General features: G+C 63.1%; 14 protein-coding genes. 9 read left to right on the top strand and 5 right to left on the bottom strand.

Features of this window, described 5'->3' with window-relative positions; translation table 11 throughout:
• Positions 1 to 56 precede the first annotated feature (56 nt).
• Positions 57 to 1,259 (bottom strand): selenoneine synthase SenA, encoded by a 1,203-nt coding sequence (gene senA, locus ACN9MW_RS13035; protein ID WP_426171270.1) that lies wholly within the window; start codon positions 1,257 to 1,259, stop codon positions 57 to 59.
• Positions 1,260 to 1,295: 36 nt separating this feature from the next.
• Here senA and senB point away from each other — a divergent pair, with 36 nt between their 5' ends.
• From senB to ACN9MW_RS13020, 3 genes are all read left to right on the top strand, one after another.
• Complete coding sequence (gene senB, locus ACN9MW_RS13030) at positions 1,296 to 2,267, top strand: selenoneine biosynthesis selenosugar synthase SenB (protein ID WP_426171268.1); 972 nt, start codon at positions 1,296 to 1,298, stop codon at positions 2,265 to 2,267.
• 11 nt (positions 2,268 to 2,278) lie between these two features.
• The gene (gene selD, locus ACN9MW_RS13025) at positions 2,279 to 3,328 is read left to right on the top strand and encodes a selenide, water dikinase SelD (RefSeq protein ID WP_426171267.1); all 1,050 of its coding nucleotides are present in this window, start codon (positions 2,279 to 2,281) and stop codon (positions 3,326 to 3,328) included.
• 325 nt (positions 3,329 to 3,653) lie between these two features.
• Positions 3,654 to 4,322 (top strand): flagellar brake protein, encoded by a 669-nt coding sequence (locus ACN9MW_RS13020; RefSeq protein WP_426171265.1) that lies wholly within the window; start codon positions 3,654 to 3,656, stop codon positions 4,320 to 4,322.
• Here ACN9MW_RS13020 and ACN9MW_RS13015 read toward each other — a convergent pair.
• Both ACN9MW_RS13015 and ACN9MW_RS13010 read right to left on the bottom strand, forming a co-directional pair.
• A complete protein-coding gene (locus tag ACN9MW_RS13015; protein ID WP_426171263.1) occupies positions 4,300 to 4,938 on the bottom strand; it encodes a hypothetical protein in 639 nt (212 codons plus the stop codon). The two genes, ACN9MW_RS13020 and ACN9MW_RS13015, sit on opposite strands and share 23 nt — an antisense overlap.
• Positions 4,939 to 4,967: 29 nt before the next feature.
• A complete protein-coding gene (locus ACN9MW_RS13010; protein ID WP_426171262.1) occupies positions 4,968 to 5,417 on the bottom strand; it encodes an Lrp/AsnC family transcriptional regulator in 450 nt (149 codons plus the stop codon).
• Between the two features lie 277 nt (positions 5,418 to 5,694).
• Here ACN9MW_RS13010 and leuA point away from each other — a divergent pair, with 277 nt between their 5' ends.
• The 4 genes from leuA (at position 5,695) to ACN9MW_RS12990 (ending at position 11,093) form a co-directional block, all read left to right on the top strand.
• Positions 5,695 to 7,392, top strand: a complete 1,698-nt coding sequence (gene leuA, locus ACN9MW_RS13005) for a 2-isopropylmalate synthase (protein ID WP_426171261.1) — start codon at positions 5,695 to 5,697, stop codon at positions 7,390 to 7,392.
• Between the two features lie 106 nt (positions 7,393 to 7,498).
• On the top strand, positions 7,499 to 9,127 hold the full coding sequence (locus ACN9MW_RS13000) for a methyl-accepting chemotaxis protein (protein WP_426171259.1): 1,629 nt from the start codon (positions 7,499 to 7,501) through the stop codon (positions 9,125 to 9,127).
• A 261-nt stretch (positions 9,128 to 9,388) separates the two neighbouring features.
• A complete protein-coding gene (locus tag ACN9MW_RS12995; RefSeq protein ID WP_426171257.1) occupies positions 9,389 to 10,456 on the top strand; it encodes a HAMP domain-containing protein in 1,068 nt (355 codons plus the stop codon).
• Positions 10,457 to 10,475: 19 nt separating this feature from the next.
• Complete coding sequence (locus tag ACN9MW_RS12990; protein WP_426171255.1) at positions 10,476 to 11,093, top strand: hypothetical protein; 618 nt, start codon at positions 10,476 to 10,478, stop codon at positions 11,091 to 11,093.
• Positions 11,094 to 11,187: 94 nt separating this feature from the next.
• On the opposite strand, the gene egtB is transcribed toward ACN9MW_RS12990, so the two are convergent.
• Both egtB and egtD read right to left on the bottom strand, forming a co-directional pair.
• Entirely contained in the window at positions 11,188 to 12,372 is a 1,185-nt protein-coding gene (gene egtB / locus ACN9MW_RS12985; RefSeq protein ID WP_426171253.1) for an ergothioneine biosynthesis protein EgtB, read from the bottom strand.
• A complete protein-coding gene (gene egtD, locus ACN9MW_RS12980) occupies positions 12,365 to 13,369 on the bottom strand; it encodes an L-histidine N(alpha)-methyltransferase (RefSeq protein ID WP_426171252.1) in 1,005 nt (334 codons plus the stop codon). Before egtD ends, egtB begins: the two co-directional genes overlap by 8 nt.
• A gap of 109 nt (positions 13,370 to 13,478) precedes the next feature.
• Between egtD and ACN9MW_RS12975 the strand changes: the two genes are divergently transcribed.
• A complete protein-coding gene (locus ACN9MW_RS12975; protein WP_426171251.1) occupies positions 13,479 to 14,345 on the top strand; it encodes a putative selenate ABC transporter substrate-binding protein in 867 nt (288 codons plus the stop codon).
• 3 nt (positions 14,346 to 14,348) lie between these two features.
• On the top strand, positions 14,349 to 15,170 hold the full coding sequence (locus tag ACN9MW_RS12970; protein ID WP_426171250.1) for a phosphonate ABC transporter ATP-binding protein: 822 nt from the start codon (positions 14,349 to 14,351) through the stop codon (positions 15,168 to 15,170).

Below are 15,170 nucleotides of genomic sequence, written 5' to 3'. Positions count from 1 at the left end.
GGGGACGTACCCCTTCAAAGGGTACGTCCCCATTTTAATTGCCGACCCCGACTTTCTTATTCAAATGCGCAAGTGCGGAAGCCGTTGAAGATGTCGTCCCGTTCCGGCAGGTAGAAGTTGCGGAACTTGGCGGAGCCAAGCCGGGATGGCGTGGCGAACGATGCGCCGCGCAGTACCTGGTGGGTACTGAACCACGGAGCCGAATATTCGCGGTAGCGGTCTGCCACAAAACCGGGATACGGTTCGAACGGCGATGCCGTCCATTCCCACAACTGGCCCCAGCGGAAAGCAGGATGGCCGTGCAAGGCCGCGTACTCCCACTCCATCTCGGTCGGCAGGCGGCGATTGGCCCAGGCGCAATAGGCCTGCGCTTCGTACAGGGACACGTGCCGCACAGGCTCGTGCGCGGCCAGCGTCGTGAGCCGGCCGAAACGCATCGTGCGCCACTGGCCGTTGTCGCGGCGCCAGTAGCGCGGCGCCGAGCGCTCCTGCCGCAGCAGCCAGTCGGCGCCCGAATTGCTCCAGAACTCGCGTCGTTCGTAGCCGCCATCTTCCACGAAGTCGGCATACTGGGCGTTGGTGACCAGCGTGGCATCCATCCGGAATGGCGCCACGTAGCAGGGATGCGCAAACTTTTCGTTGTCGAAGATGAAGCCGCCCGTCTCCGGCGCGCTTCCCAGTTGCAGCGTGCCGCCTGGGAAAGCAATATCGCCGGGAGCGCCGGATGCACGTTCGTCGTGGGTCAGGTGCGCCGGCGCCTGCAAGCCCAGCGTCTGCAAGGTGTAGAGGAAGGCCTCGCCATGCATGTCTTCGTGGGCCAGCGCCAGCCGGTATGGGTACAGCGCTTCGTCCGTGTTCGGTTCGCGCGACAGCTTGTCCAGGACGCGGTCCAGGACCTCGTGGCAGTAGGTCTTCACGCCGCCCGTGCTGGGCAGGTCAAGGCTCCAGCGGCTGCGGTGCGGCACCATGTTGGAATCGAACCAGTCATCGCCCTTGCGCAGCAAGGACATGTACAACGCATCGGCCGGATGGCTGGAAATCGCTTCGCGCAAGACGAACCATTCGGCGAACCAGGCAGTATGGCCCAGTTCCCACAACGGCGGATTGACGATGCGCATCTGCGGCACGCGCATCGGTACATCCATGCCGGCGGCGGCAAAGCATTCGAAAAGGCTCAGCGTATAATTGCGCGCAGCCTGCATGGCATCGGCAAGTTGCTGTGTTCGGGCGGTCCGGAACGAGGCATGGATGGCGTTCATGGGTCGATTGTAGCGATATTTGAGCGAATTACACCAGTGAGCAAGCAGACAATCTGCATCGTCAGCCCGGCGCTGGCACAGGCCAACAACGGCAACTGGCAAACAGCGCGCCGCTGGGCGCAATTCCTGCGCCCGCGCTACCAGGCCGACATCGCTTCCGATTGGCCTGCCGAGGCCGCGCCGGACCTGCTGATCGCCCTTCATGCGCGCCGCTCGGCGGCGCCGCTGGCGCATTTTTGCGCAGCGCATCCCGAGCGTCCAACGGTCCTGGTATTGACCGGCACCGACCTGTATCGCGACATCCGCGTCGACGCCGACGCGCAAGCTTCGCTGCAGCGCGCCAGCGCGCTGGTCCTGCTGCAGCCGGCCGGCCTGGACGAGCTGCCGCCGCACCTGCGCGCCAAGGCCCGCGTCATCTATCAATCCGCGCCCTCGCTCCAGCCGGCCGCCCGTGCCGCGGCGCCGCACCACCACGACATCCTGATGGTCGGCCACCTGCGCGAGGAAAAAGACCCGCGCACGTTCATGCTGGCCGCCTCGCACGTCACCGCCCGCAGCGCGCGCCTGGTGCATATCGGCGGCGTGCTTGATCCCGCGCTGGGCGAGGCTGCCACCGCAGCCAATGCGGCCTGGCCAGGACGCTACCATTGGCTTGGCCCCCTGCCCCATGCCGAAACGCGCCAGCGGCTCAAAGCTGCCCACGCCATGGCCATCTGCTCGCGCATGGAGGGGGGCGCCAACGTCATCATCGAAGCGGTCACCAGCGGCGTGCCCGTGCTGGCCAGCGATATCAGCGGCAACCGCGGCATGCTGGGCGACGACTACCTCGGCTACTTCCCGCTGGGCGACGCGCGAGCGCTGGCAGCCCTGGTTGACAAAAGCATCGACGACGCCGGCTGGTACGCCAGGCTGCAAGAGCAATGCGCCCGCCGCGCCAGGCTTTTCACTCCCGAAGCCGAGCAGGCAGCCCTGCTCGACTTGGTGGATAATCTGCTCCATACGAACTGAAAGACCCCATCATGAGCACTGAACCAATCAAACTCACCTCCTTCTCCCACGGCGGCGGCTGCGGCTGCAAGATCGCGCCCGGCGTGCTGTCCGAGATCCTGAAGAACACCAACGGCTTCCCAGTGCCGAAGGAACTGATGGTCGGCATCGAAACGGCCGACGACGCTGCCGTCTACAAACTGAACGACGAGCAGGCCCTGATCGCCACCACCGACTTCTTCATGCCGATCGTCGACGATCCGTTCGACTTTGGCCGCATCGCCGCTACCAACGCCATCTCCGACGTCTACGCCATGGGTGGCACTCCGATCATGGCGCTAGCCCTGGTCGGCATGCCTGTCAACAAACTGCCGATCGAGGTGATCGGCAAGATCATCAAGGGCGGCGAATCGATCTGCAACGAAGCCGGCATCCCGATTGCCGGCGGCCATACCATCGATTCCGTGGAGCCGATCTACGGCCTGGTGGTCCTGGGCCTGGTGCATCCATCCAAAGTGAAACGCAATGCGGATGCCAAGGCCGGCGACGTGCTGGTGCTGGGCAAGCCGCTGGGCGTGGGCGTGCTGTCCGCAGCGCTGAAAAAAGGCGTCCTCGGCGATGAAGGCTACCAGGCCATGATCGACAACACCACCAAGTTGAACAAGCCGGGCAAGGCCTTGTCCGAACTGCCGGGCGTGCATGCGTTGACCGACGTCACCGGATTTGGCCTGCTTGGCCACCTGCTGGAACTGGCGCGAGGCGCCAAGCTGACCGCCAAGCTGAATATGTCGCAAATACCGCTGCTGCCAGGGGTTGAGAAGCTGGCGCACGACGGTTTCTTCACCGGCGCTTCGGGCCGCAACTGGGATGCTTACGGCAAGGACGTGCTGCTGTCGCCGAACATCACCCAGCCGCAGCATACCCTGCTGACCGACCCGCAGACTTCCGGCGGCCTGCTGGTCTCCTGCGATCCGGCGAGCGTCGACGAAGTACTGGCCCTGTTCCGCAACCACGGCTTCGAACACGCCGCCGTCATCGGCGCAATGGCCGCCGGCGAAGCAAGCGTGCAGGTCGCCGCCTAGGCACCGTCTGCTCCCGAAGGCCGCGCCCCGGTGCAGGGCATTCGCCGCGTCACCCGCCCTGGAAAAGGAACTGGGCGAACGTCAGGCAGCGCTGCAATTACGCATCCTGATGCAGCAGGCCCGCCAGGGCGGGCTTGTTCCAGTTTATTTTCAAAGGTTTAAACTAGGTTGCTATTTGGCAATTCACGTCCTATGATGAAGTCATCACCTGACCCATCTACGCGATATGCAGCTCAATGAGCACCATGCGGTCCCGATTCGCAAAGGTCCGCCACGGCCACAGGACGCGTTAGCCCCATTCATCGCTTCCGCGAGTTCGTTTGACATGACGAGCGAAGACGACATCGGCGACGCGCTGACCCTGCTGGCCGCAAGCGGCGATGCGATCTCGATGTACGTGCCCGGCAGCCGTGAGCCGGTCCTTGGCCGCATCCTGTCGGTCGATCCCCAGTTGCCGCATTTCGTGATGGAGTTGAACGCGGGCTCGGTCCTTCAGCCGGGCAAGGTCACCTTTGTAAGCTGGCTGCGCACGGCGAAGCTGCAATTCAAGCTGTCAGACCAGGAATGGAAGCCGGTGCCCGGCAAGCCCCAGCTCATTCCGATGACCTTCCCTGAAACCTGCACGGTCCTGAACCGGCGTGCATCAGAGCGCGTGGAAACGCCGCTGGGGGCGAATTTCATGGCCGCCTTCGAGTTGAACGGCCACCGCTACGAGCTGCCGATCTACGATTTTTCGCTAGGCGGCATCGGGCTGCGCTGCTCGAAGATCGAAGCGAAGGGTTTGCTCAAGGGCCGCAAGATTCCTGACGTGGTACTGGAGCTGGGGCCGGACATTGAGATTCCCACCGAGCTGGAAGTGCGCTTCACGCGAGGTTTCCGCTCCTTCCTGTTGGGCGAACAGCTTCATATAGGCTGCAAATTCATCAACATGACGCCAGAGGCCACAGCACAACTCGTCGAGCAGTTGCCGCTTATTTCAGGAAGCGGAAAGTAGGCTCGATGTTCTTTGAATGGAGGAAGTTGACGATGTCTTCCAGCGTCGCGTCCTTCAACAGCAAACCTCCTGGCGTGGCGCTGGCCTCGGGCGCTGGCGGGGACGGCTGAAGCGCGGTGCCAACAGGTCGCCGCAATTGGTCAAGCGCTTGCGCAAACGGGGCCGGGCCGATGCTCTCAAGCCCTTCCAGCAAGGCGACCTGCCCCGCTTCCGGCGGCTGCATATCGAGGCCCTCATCGCCCGCAAAGGACGCCCCCATGCCAGGGTGAATGAAAGCCGCCCATTTACCGCTCGCCTGGTCCAGGTATGGCGGCAGCGCTGCCGCAGCGGATTCGGCCTCGGGACAAAGCAGCGCCGCAAACTCCTGCGCTTGCGCCTCCGTCACCGGCTTTTCCAGCGAGAGCCAGAGCCCGAAAGCGCCGGCGCCCGAAATGCTCACTGCAGGCGCCGGCAAGCCCAGCTCCGCATGCAGTGCATTCGCCACCTGGCACAGGCGCTCCCAATGTCCTGCCTCGCCGTCGCCCGCCAGCCGCTTGAACGCAAGGGAAATGCTGCGCGTGCCACCGGCCGGTGGAGCGAGATAGAGCCGGGTCAATTCTGCATTCAGCTTTTGCATCGGAATTCCGCAATCAAACATCAGGGCCGTTATTCTGTCACAGTCAGCGGCGCGCTGACCGGAGTCTGGTGCAGGATCACGCGGCTGTAGGTATCCTGCACGCCCGCCCGGTCGCGCAAGGTGTCGATCAGGCGCAGCAAGTGGGCCTGGTCTTTGCAGGCCACACGAAGCAAGCCATCGTAATTCCCGGTCAGCAGCGCCACTTCCAGCACGCCGGGGATGGTTTTGACGATTTCCTCGAACTCGTGGGTATTGGTGCCCGACTTCAGCTTGACGTCGATATAGGCTTGCAGGTGCAGGCCGAGCGCCGCGTGGTCGAGGCGAGCCTCGAATCCGAGAATGGCGCCGTCGGCCACCAAGCGCCGCACGCGGTCCGCCACCGTGTTCGCACTGAGGCTTACGCGCTCGCCCAGATCCTTAAAACTTATCCTCGCATCATCGCGCAAAAGTCCGATTATTTCTCGATCAATCTTATCCATATCCGATTTATCCTCGCCATGACCACCATTTTATCAGCATAAAGTGCGAAAACATCGCAAATTGCTGTTGAGATTTTTTCTTGACAAGGTCAAATCCGGTGCCTTACATTGGTCGACATGACCTCGCATTTGCACATTTCTGCACACCTGCCAGGCGCCCTACTACCAGGCGCGCTACTACTGGCACGCGCCTGATTTCCCCCTGCAGTACCCCACGTCGGCCTCCCTCGCGCCACGTCCCGGTTTCCCAAAATTTGAAAAACACAGGAGTATCACCATGATGTTGAAGAACCCTGCCGCCAAATATCGTCCATACCCAACCGTCGGCTTGAGCGACCGCACCTGGCCGAACGCCATCATCGCCAAGCCGCCGATCTGGATGAGCACCGACCTGCGCGACGGCAACCAGGCGCTGATCGAGCCGATGAGCGTGGAAAAGAAAATCAAGTTCTTCGAGTTGTTGATCAAGGTGGGCCTGAAGGAAATCGAAGTGGGCTTCCCTTCCGCCTCGCAAACCGATTTCGATTTCGTGCGCAAGCTGATCGAGGAAAACCGCATTCCGGACGACGTCACCATCATCGTGCTGACCCAGGCGCGCGAAGAACTGATTCGCCGCACCGTTGAATCGTGCATTGGCGCCAAGCGCGCCATCGTGCACATGTATAACTCCACCGCACCGGTATTCCGCAAAGTGGTGTTCGGCGCCAGCCGCGAAGAAATCACCAAGATCGCCACGGACGGCACCAGGCTGGTGAAACAACTGCTGGCCCAGCATCCTGAAACCGACTGGACTTACGAATACACGCCCGAGTCCTTCTCCACCACCGAGCTGGATTTCGCCAAGCATATCGTCGATGCAGTCTCCGCCATCTGGCAGCCGACTCCGGACAGGAAAATGATCGTCAACTTGCCGGCCACCGTCGAATGCTCGACGCCGAACGTGTACGCCGACCAGATCGAATGGATGTCGCGCAAGCTGGAGCGCCGCGATTCCATCATCATCTCGGTACACCCGCATAACGACCGCGGCACCGGCATCGCTGCCGCTGAATTTGCCGTCATGGCCGGCGCCGAGCGCGTCGAAGGCTGCCTGTTCGGCAACGGCGAACGCACCGGCAACGTCGACCTGGTGACCCTGGCGTTGAACCTCTACACCCAGGGCGTGCATCCTGGCCTGGACTTCTCCGACATCGACTCCGTGCGCAAAGTGGTCGAGGAGTGCAACCAGCTGCCGGTACATCCGCGCCATCCATACGTGGGCGACCTGGTGTTCACCGCCTTCTCCGGTTCGCACCAGGACGCGATCAAGAAGGGCTTCGCCAAGCAACAGGAAGGCGCGCCGTGGGAAATCCCATACCTGCCGATCGACCCGCAAGACCTGGGCCGCAGCTACGACGCCGTCATCCGCGTCAACAGCCAGTCCGGCAAGGGCGGCATGGCCTACCTGCTGGAACAGGATTACGGCCTCGAATTGCCGCGCCGCCTGCAGATCGAATTCAGCCGCGCAGTGCAGAAAGTGGCCGACCAGACCGGCCTGGAAATCACCTCCGAAGGCATCCACCAGATCTTCGAAAGCGAGTACCTGGCCCAGGGCACGCCATACGCCTACGTATCGCACAAGATGGTGGAGGACAGTTCCAGCGACGAGCCGGTGCAGATCGACATCGGCCTGCTGCACAACAAGGCGTCAATGTCCCTGCAAGGCGGCGGCAACGGCCCGATCGACGCTTTCGTCGACGCGCTCGGCCTGGACGTCACGCTGATGGACTACCACGAGCACGCCATCGGCCACGGCGCCAACGCCAAGGCAGCCTGCTATGTCGAACTGCGCCTGGACGGCGGCCCTACCCTGTTCGGCGCGGGCATCGACAGCAATATCGTCACCGCCTCGTTCAAGGCCGTGCTCAGCGCCATCAACCGCCAGATCGCGCTGAAGGCCGAGGCCTCGGCTAGCATCGCACAAGCCGAAGCTTAAGCGCTTTTTCATTCGGGGACGGCTTGCGCGCCGCCCCCGAATTTATCTCCTTTTGGCAAGTATTTATACTGGTAAATCGTTTTCCACGCCGCCGGAAGGAGCAGTCATGCGCATTGCCAACCTGAAGATCGGGACCCGCCTGGGCTTGTGTTTCGCGATTGTCTTCGCCTTGATGGCCATGCTGATTGCCGTAGCCAGCCTGCGCCTCTCCAGTATCGGCGAGCTGAGTTCCACCATCATCGACAAGGACTGGGCGAAGGCAGATGCGGCCGCCACCGTTGCCGCCACCACCCGCGCAAATTCGGCGCTGGTGCTGCAACTGCTGCTGGTGACCGATGCCGCGCAAGCGGCGGAACTGCGCAAGCAGGTCGACAGGAACAAGGCCACCATCACAGCCGCCCTGTCCACGCTCGACAAGCTGGTCTACCGGCCCGCCGGCCGCGAACTGCTGGCGCAAGTGGGCAGCGAGCGCAGCGCCTATGTGCAATCGTTTACCGGCGTGCTCAATCTGCTCGCGGAAGGCCAGCGCGAACAGGCGACGCAGCGCGCACTGGCGGACACCATGCCGCGCCTGGCCAGGCTGCAGGCCACCGTGGAAAAACTCGCCGACCTGCAGGACGGCATCGTCACCGCCAACGGCGCCGAGATCAAGCAGCACATCAGCTCCGCCCAGGTCATGATGGTCGCGCTGGGCGTGGCGGCGCTGGTGCTGGGCGTTGCGTGCGCATACTGGGTTACCCGTTCGATTACGCGTCCGATCAACTATGCCCTGCAGGTGGCACGCACCGTCGCATCCGGCGATTTGACCAGCCATATCAAGGCCCATTCGCAGGACGAAGCCGGGCAGCTGCTGCAAGCCCTGCGCGAGATGAACGATGCACTGTCGCAGATCGTCGGGCAGGTGCGCAATGGCACGGTCGCCATTGCCTCGGCCTCCGGCCAAATCGCCACCGGCAATATGGACCTGTCGGCGCGCACCGAGAACCAGGCGTCCGCGCTGGAAGAAACCGCGTCATCAATGGAAGAACTGACGTCGACCGTCAAGGCCAATGCCGACAATGCGCGCGAAGCGGACAAGCTGGCCAGCTCCGCCTCGACCATCGCCCAGCGCGGCGGCGAAGTGGTGTCCCAGGTCGTGACGACCATGGGCTCGATCAACGATTCCTCGCGCAAGGTGGTGGACATTATCGCAGTGATCGACGGCATCGCCTTCCAGACCAATATCCTGGCCCTGAATGCCGCGGTGGAGGCGGCGCGCGCCGGCGAGCAAGGCCGCGGCTTCGCCGTGGTCGCCAGCGAGGTGCGCAACCTGGCAGCCCGCTCGGCCAGCGCCGCCAAAGAGATCAAGGAACTGATTTCCAGCTCGGTCGAACAGGTCGATGCCGGCGCCAGGCTTGTGGCACAGGCCGGCGCCACGATGGAAGAAGTGGTGTCGGCCGTGCAGCGCGTCACCGGCATCGTCGCCGAGATCTCCCTGGCCACGCGCGAGCAGACCGACGGCATCGAGCAGATGAACATGGCCATCATGCAGATGGACCAGACCACGCAGCAGAATGCCGCATTGGTGGAGCAAGCTGCGGCCGCCGCCGCGGCCATGAGCGACCAGGCCGTCGGGCTGGAGAACCTGGTCAGCCAATTCCGCCTGTCCGGGGAAGCTGGCCAGCAACGCCAGCGCCCGGCCCTGCCGGCGCAGGCGCGCAACACGCCGCGCCTGGCCAATTCGCGCGACACATAAATCATTTCCGCATGGAAAGCGGCTGATGTATAATCGTGTACTTATAAACTGAGCAACAGCGAAATCACGCCAACAAGGGCCCAGAAGCGGCCTGTGGTTTCACAAAAAGTTGCTCAGGCATATGCCCGAAGTAGCGTGCTTGGCGCTGCGAACCGCCTCGGGCAAGTCATCAGCTTTGCCTCGAAATCAGCCATAATGCAGACGTTGTCCGTATTCTGAATGCGGTTGTGTCAGCTCGATTATTACGAACGATTTATAAAAATGAAACTGTCTCTTAATATCTTTCAAAAAGTCCTGATCACCCTGCTCGTGGTAACCCTCGTGCCGCTGTTTGCCCTTTGGTACCTGGGCAATTCTTCCGCCGAACAGGAATTGACCACGAAAATTTCGGAAAACCTGATCGCCACCACGGACACCGTGGCCACTGGCGTTAACGGTTGGGACGACACCAATATGCGCGCCATGCGCCAGGCCGCCCGCCTGGACGACGTCATTTCCATGAACACCGGTCGCCAGACCCCGGTCCTGATGGCAACCGCCGCGTCCTACGAATGGGTGTACCTGATCCACACCCTGGACACCACCGGCAAGGACGTGGCACGCAGCGACGGCAGCGCCATGCTCGACTACGGCGACCGCTCCTACTTCAAAGCCATCATGTCCGGCAAGAACGAAGGCCGCCTGGTAGCAATCGGCAAGACCAGCGGCAAGCCATCGCTGAACATCGGCGTCCCGATCCGCAATGAAAACCGCACCATCGTCGGCGTGTTCGCGATGGCGATGGACCTGGGCGTGGTATCGCGCACCGTCACCGACATCCGCATCGGCGAAACCGGCCACGCCATCCTGCTGGACGGCGACAAGAAAGTCATCGCCCACGGCGACGCGAGCAAGATCAAATCCGCACTGCAAGACTTCAGCAAGCACCCTGCCCTGCAAGTGGAAGGCATCACCGACGAGCCAAAAGTCTATATGGACGGCGACGTGAAGATGGTGGGCTTCGTGCGCAACCTGCCGCAAGGCTGGACCGTGCTGGTTGAACAGCGCTACGACGAAGCCTATGCTGCCATGACCAAGATGCGCAGCGAAGCGCGCCTGCTGATCATCATCGTTATCGTCCTGGTTGGCGCCCTGGCGTTCGTGCTGGGCAAGCAACTGACCCGCCCGATCAACCACCTGACCGACATCGCCGAGAAGCTCAGCAAGGGCCAGCTCGACGTGACCATTCCACAGACCAGCCGCGGCGACGAAATCGGTTCGCTGGCGCGTGCTGTGGAACGCCTGGGCGTGAGTATCCAGATGGCGATGGATCGCCTGCGTAAGAAATAATTGATAAAGGCGAACTGATATGGCACAGCCAGAGTTCACTCCCTTCGTAGAGCTGCTCGACAAGATCGCCGGCTTCTGCGCCCAGGGCGACACCGCGACCATCATGCTGGTCAGCGATGACAACCGCATGGCGCAGATCCATCTCGACAACGGACGCATCGTGTTCGTCCTGTGCCGCGGCCGCCGCGGCCGTGACGGCCTGGACATCCTGCGCACCATCCAGCGCGCACGGATGAGCATGGACCGTCCGAGCGTGGGCAATAACGAGCCTCTGCCATGGTCGACCGAAGCGATTCTCGACTACCTGTACGGCAGCATCACTGAACTGCCGGAAGGCAGCTCCCCGGCGTCCACCCTGCTGGCCGGCGTCGCACGCCGCCCGGCAGCAGCACCGGAAGCGGCCCCCGCCAGCAAGCCTGCCGGCAAGCCGGCACTGACGGAAGCGCAGCGCAGCATCTTCGAAAACACCCTGGCCACCTACATTGGTCCGATGGCAGCGATCGTCTGCGGGGACTATTTCGACGAGATCACCGACGTGCGCCTGCTGGCATTGAAACTGGCCGGCGAGATTCCTAACGCCGACCAGGCAGCCAAGTTCAAGGCAGAGATCGTCCAGGCCCTCGGCATCCGCCTGTAACTCGCAACTAAAAAGTCGGGGTCAGGTCTGGCAATCCGCCACAAAAGGCACATGCGTGCCTTTTGTGGCGGATTGCCAGACCTGACCCCGACTTTTATTTTGCGAGGCGGATGCCGGTGAATTGCCAGCGTGCACTGGCGGGGAAGAAGTTGCGGTAGCTGGAGCGGGCGTGGCCTGGCGGGGTCGCCACGCTGGAGCCGCGCAGTACGTATTGGTTGACCATGAACTTGCCGTTGTATTCGCCAATGGCGCCTTCGGCCGGGCGGAAGCCGGGGTATGGGGCGTAGCTGCTGCTGGTCCATTGCCAGCAATGGTCGAACATTTGCGTGAGTGCGCCGGCGCCGGCTGCGTGCTCCCATTCCGCTTCGGTCGGCAGGCGGGCGCCGGACCAGTGGGCATAGGCGTCGGCCTCGAACAGGGAGATGTGGCTTGCCGGCGCCCCCATCTCCAGCGGCTGTTGGCCATGCAGGGTGTAGGCGGTCCAGCCTGCGCTCCCCTCCCCGCGCCGCCAGTACAACGGGGCTTCGATGCCTTGGGCGCGAATCCAGTCCCAGCCTTCCGCCAGCCACAGGCTCGGGTCGCGGTAGCCGCCGGCCTCGATGAAGGCGAGGTATTCCGCGTTGCTCACCAGGCGCGTGGATAGTTCGAACGGGGCGATGAAGACCTTGTGGCGCGGCAGCTCATTGTCGAAACAGAAGCCGTCGCCATGATGGCCTATTTCCTGTACGCCGCCTTCGAAGCGGTGCCAGGACAGGGCTGTAGCAGCGGGCGCGGCCGGCCCCGGGCCGGGCAGGTAGGCTGGCGCCATCGGATTCTGCGCCAGCAGGTGCTTGAGGTCGGTGAGGATCAGTTCCTGGTGCTGCTGTTCGTGCTGCAGTCCAAGCGTCAGCAGCGCGGCGAGGCGGGAATCCGTGGCCGCGAGCCGCGTTGCCAGCAACGCGATCCGGGCGTCGACATTGGCGCGATAGGCGCGCACTTCGGCCATCGAGGGCCGCGTCAGCAGGCCGCGATGCGGCCGTGGGTGTTTGTCGCCGACGCCATTGTAGTAAGAGTTGAACAGTACCCTGAACGCCGGGTGGAAAGGCTGGAAGCCGGGCTCGAAGCGTTCCAGGATAAAGGTCTCGAAAAACCATGTGGTATGCGCCAGGTGCCATTTGACCGGACTGGCATCGGGCATCGACTGCGCGCCGCAATCCTCGTCGGACAGCGGCGCGGCCAGCGCCATGGTTGCCGCGCGCACTTGCGCGTAGCGTTCGGTCCAGGGGCTGGCGTCACGCATATGCCGCCGCGGCGTGCATCACTGCGAACCAGTGGGCATCGTCCGTCCAGGTGCCGTCGACGCGGAAGCCGGCCTCCCACAGCAGGCTGCGGAAGCCTTCCAGCGTGTATTTGTGGCTGTTCTCCGTATGAATCCTCTCGCCCTGGGCGAAACTGCGCTCGCCGCCGCACCAGTGCACGCTCAATGCGCAGCGCGCTTCCAGGTGCATTTCAATGCGGCTTTCCGCGTCATTGAAGAAGGCCACGTGGCGCCACTGCGCCGGATCAAAGTCTGCGCCGGCGAGATGGTTCAGGTGGCGCAGCAGGTTCATGTTGAAGGCGGCGGTGACGCCGATCGCGTCGTCATAGGCCGCGTCCAGCACCGCCGGGTCCTTGACCAAGTCCACGCCGATCAGCAGCCCGCCGTCCGCGCCCACGTTCTCGCGCACCTGGCGCAGGAAGGTTACCGCATCGTGGGGCGTGAAGTTGCCGATCGATGAACCGGGATAGAAGAACTGGCGCCGCGCTGCCGGCAACGACGGCGGCAAGATTAAGGGCTGCGACAGGTCCATCACCAGCGGCGTGATCTCGATGGCGGGAAAGCGCTGGCGCAGTTGCGCGGCGGCCTGCTGCAGGAATTCGCCGGCGATGTCGACCGGCACGTATTGGCTTGGCTGCAATAAGGGGAACAGGCTGGCAGCCTTGGCGCAATTGCCGGCGCCCAGGTCGACCAGCGTCATGCCGGGTCCGATGCGTGCTGCCATGTCGGCGCCGTGGCGGGCGAAGATCGCTGCTTCGGTACGGGTCGGGTAGTACTCGGGCAATTCGCAGATGGCTTCGAACAGGTGCGAACCGAGGCTGTCGTAGAAGTATTTGGGCGAGGTGGAAGCTTGCGGCGCCAGCAGCCCTGCGCTGATCTCTGCAATGGTTGCGGCATCGCCGTGGGCGGTTCTGGGGGACAACACACTGCTCGTTTCCGGTGCGACCACGCGGATCGCAGCCGTGCGTGACAAGGTCATGGCTCAGGCTCCAGGGACATTTTTGCTATCATAGCTGAATATCCAAGACCAGGTACCGGACCCTCGCCCGAGGCGTGCGGCTCGTCATTAACATAAAAAAGGATCTTCCATGTCCCTGTTTTCCCTCCGCACCATTCAATCGGCCCTGTTTGCAGCCGGTGTGCTCTTCGCCGCTGCCGGCGCCCAAGCCCAGCAAGTCCTGCGCGTTTCCGCGATTCCTGATGAAGCGCCAACCGAGCTGCAGCGTAAATTCAAGCCCCTCGGCGAATACCTCGAGAAGAAACTGGCGATGAAAGTGGAATTCACCCCGGTGACCGACTACGCCGCTTCGGTGGAAGGCCTGGTGAACGGCAAACTGGACATGGTCTGGTTCGGCGGCTTCACCTTCGTGCAGGCCAACCACATGAGCAAGGGCAAGGTCGTGCCGCTGGTGCAGCGTGTGGAAGATGAAAAATTCCGCTCCGTCTTCGTGACCACCAACAAGTCGATCAACTCGCTGGCCGACCTGAAAGGCAAGACCCTGAGCTTCGGCTCCGAGTCCTCGACTTCCGGCCACCTGATGCCGCGCTCCTTCCTGCTGGCGGCCAAGATCGACCCGGACACCGACCTGAAACGCATTTCCTTCTCCGGTGCGCACGATGCAACCGTGGCAGCCGTTGCCGGCGGCAAGGTCGATGCCGGCGCACTGAATATCTCGGTGTGGGAAAAGCTGAACGAACAGAAGAAAGTCGACCCATCCGTGGTGCGCGTGTTCTACACCACCCCGGCCTACTACGACTACAACTGGACCGTCCGCTCCGACATGCCGGAAGCGCTGAAAAAGAAGATCACCGACGCCTTCCTGGCGCTGGACAGCGCCAAGCCTGAAGACAAGGCGATCCTGGACCTGCAGCGCGCGTCGAAGTTCATCCCGACCAAGGCTGCCAACTACACCAATATCGAAGCGGCAGCCAAGAACGCCGGCCTGCTGAAGTAATCAATGTCTTCTGCCTGGTACGAACTGCAAGGCCTCTCGGTCCGCCATATCGGCGGTTCGCGCGGCCTTGCGCTGCAAGACATCTCGCTGAACTTCGAGCCTGGCGAACAGGTGGCGCTGATCGGTCCTTCGGGCGCCGGCAAGACCACCCTGCTCTCCACCCTGGCTTGCTCGCATCGCCCCGATAGCGGCGCTTTCAAGGCCTTTGGCACCGATCCCTGGCATCTGACGGACGCCGGGCGCCACGCCATGCGGGCACGCCTTTTCCTGGCGCCGCAAACGCCGCCGCTGCCGCCGCGCCAGCGCGTGGTGACGGCTGTGCTGGCGGCACGCCTGCCGAAGTGGAGCCTGGGCCAGGCGCTGCTGTCGCTGTTTAAGCCCTCCGATCCGGAGGCGGCCTACCGCGCGCTGGCGCGCTTCAACCTTGGCGACAAGCTGTATTCGCGCGTCGACCGCCTGTCCGGCGGCGAGCGCCAGCGCTGCGGCCTGGCACGCCTGCTGCTGTCGTCAGCGCAGGCGCTGCTGGTCGACGAGCCGCTGTCCGCGCTCGATCCGGCGCTGTCGCAACTGACGCTGAACACCTTGCAGCAGGAAGCGCGCGAGCGCAACGCGCTGCTGGTGTGCAGCCTGCACCAGGTCGACCTGGCGCTGGCCTATTTCCCGCGCATCGTGGCATTGAAAAACGGCCGCGTCGCCTTCGACTTGCCGCGCGAGCAAGTCACGCAAGCGATGATCGATGAGCTCTATCTCGGCGAACTGCCGCCGGCGAATTCGCCGCAACCGGAAGAAATGGCAGCCAGGCTGGCCGTTGGGGCCTGCCTGTAA

Origin of the sequence: Pseudoduganella sp. R-34 (assembly GCF_049904655.1) — a bacterium.
In the GTDB taxonomy this organism is placed as follows: domain Bacteria; phylum Pseudomonadota; class Gammaproteobacteria; order Burkholderiales; family Burkholderiaceae_D; genus Rugamonas.
Note: the sequence above shows the minus strand (reverse complement) of the source record. Positions and strands in the feature narration are given on the sequence as shown.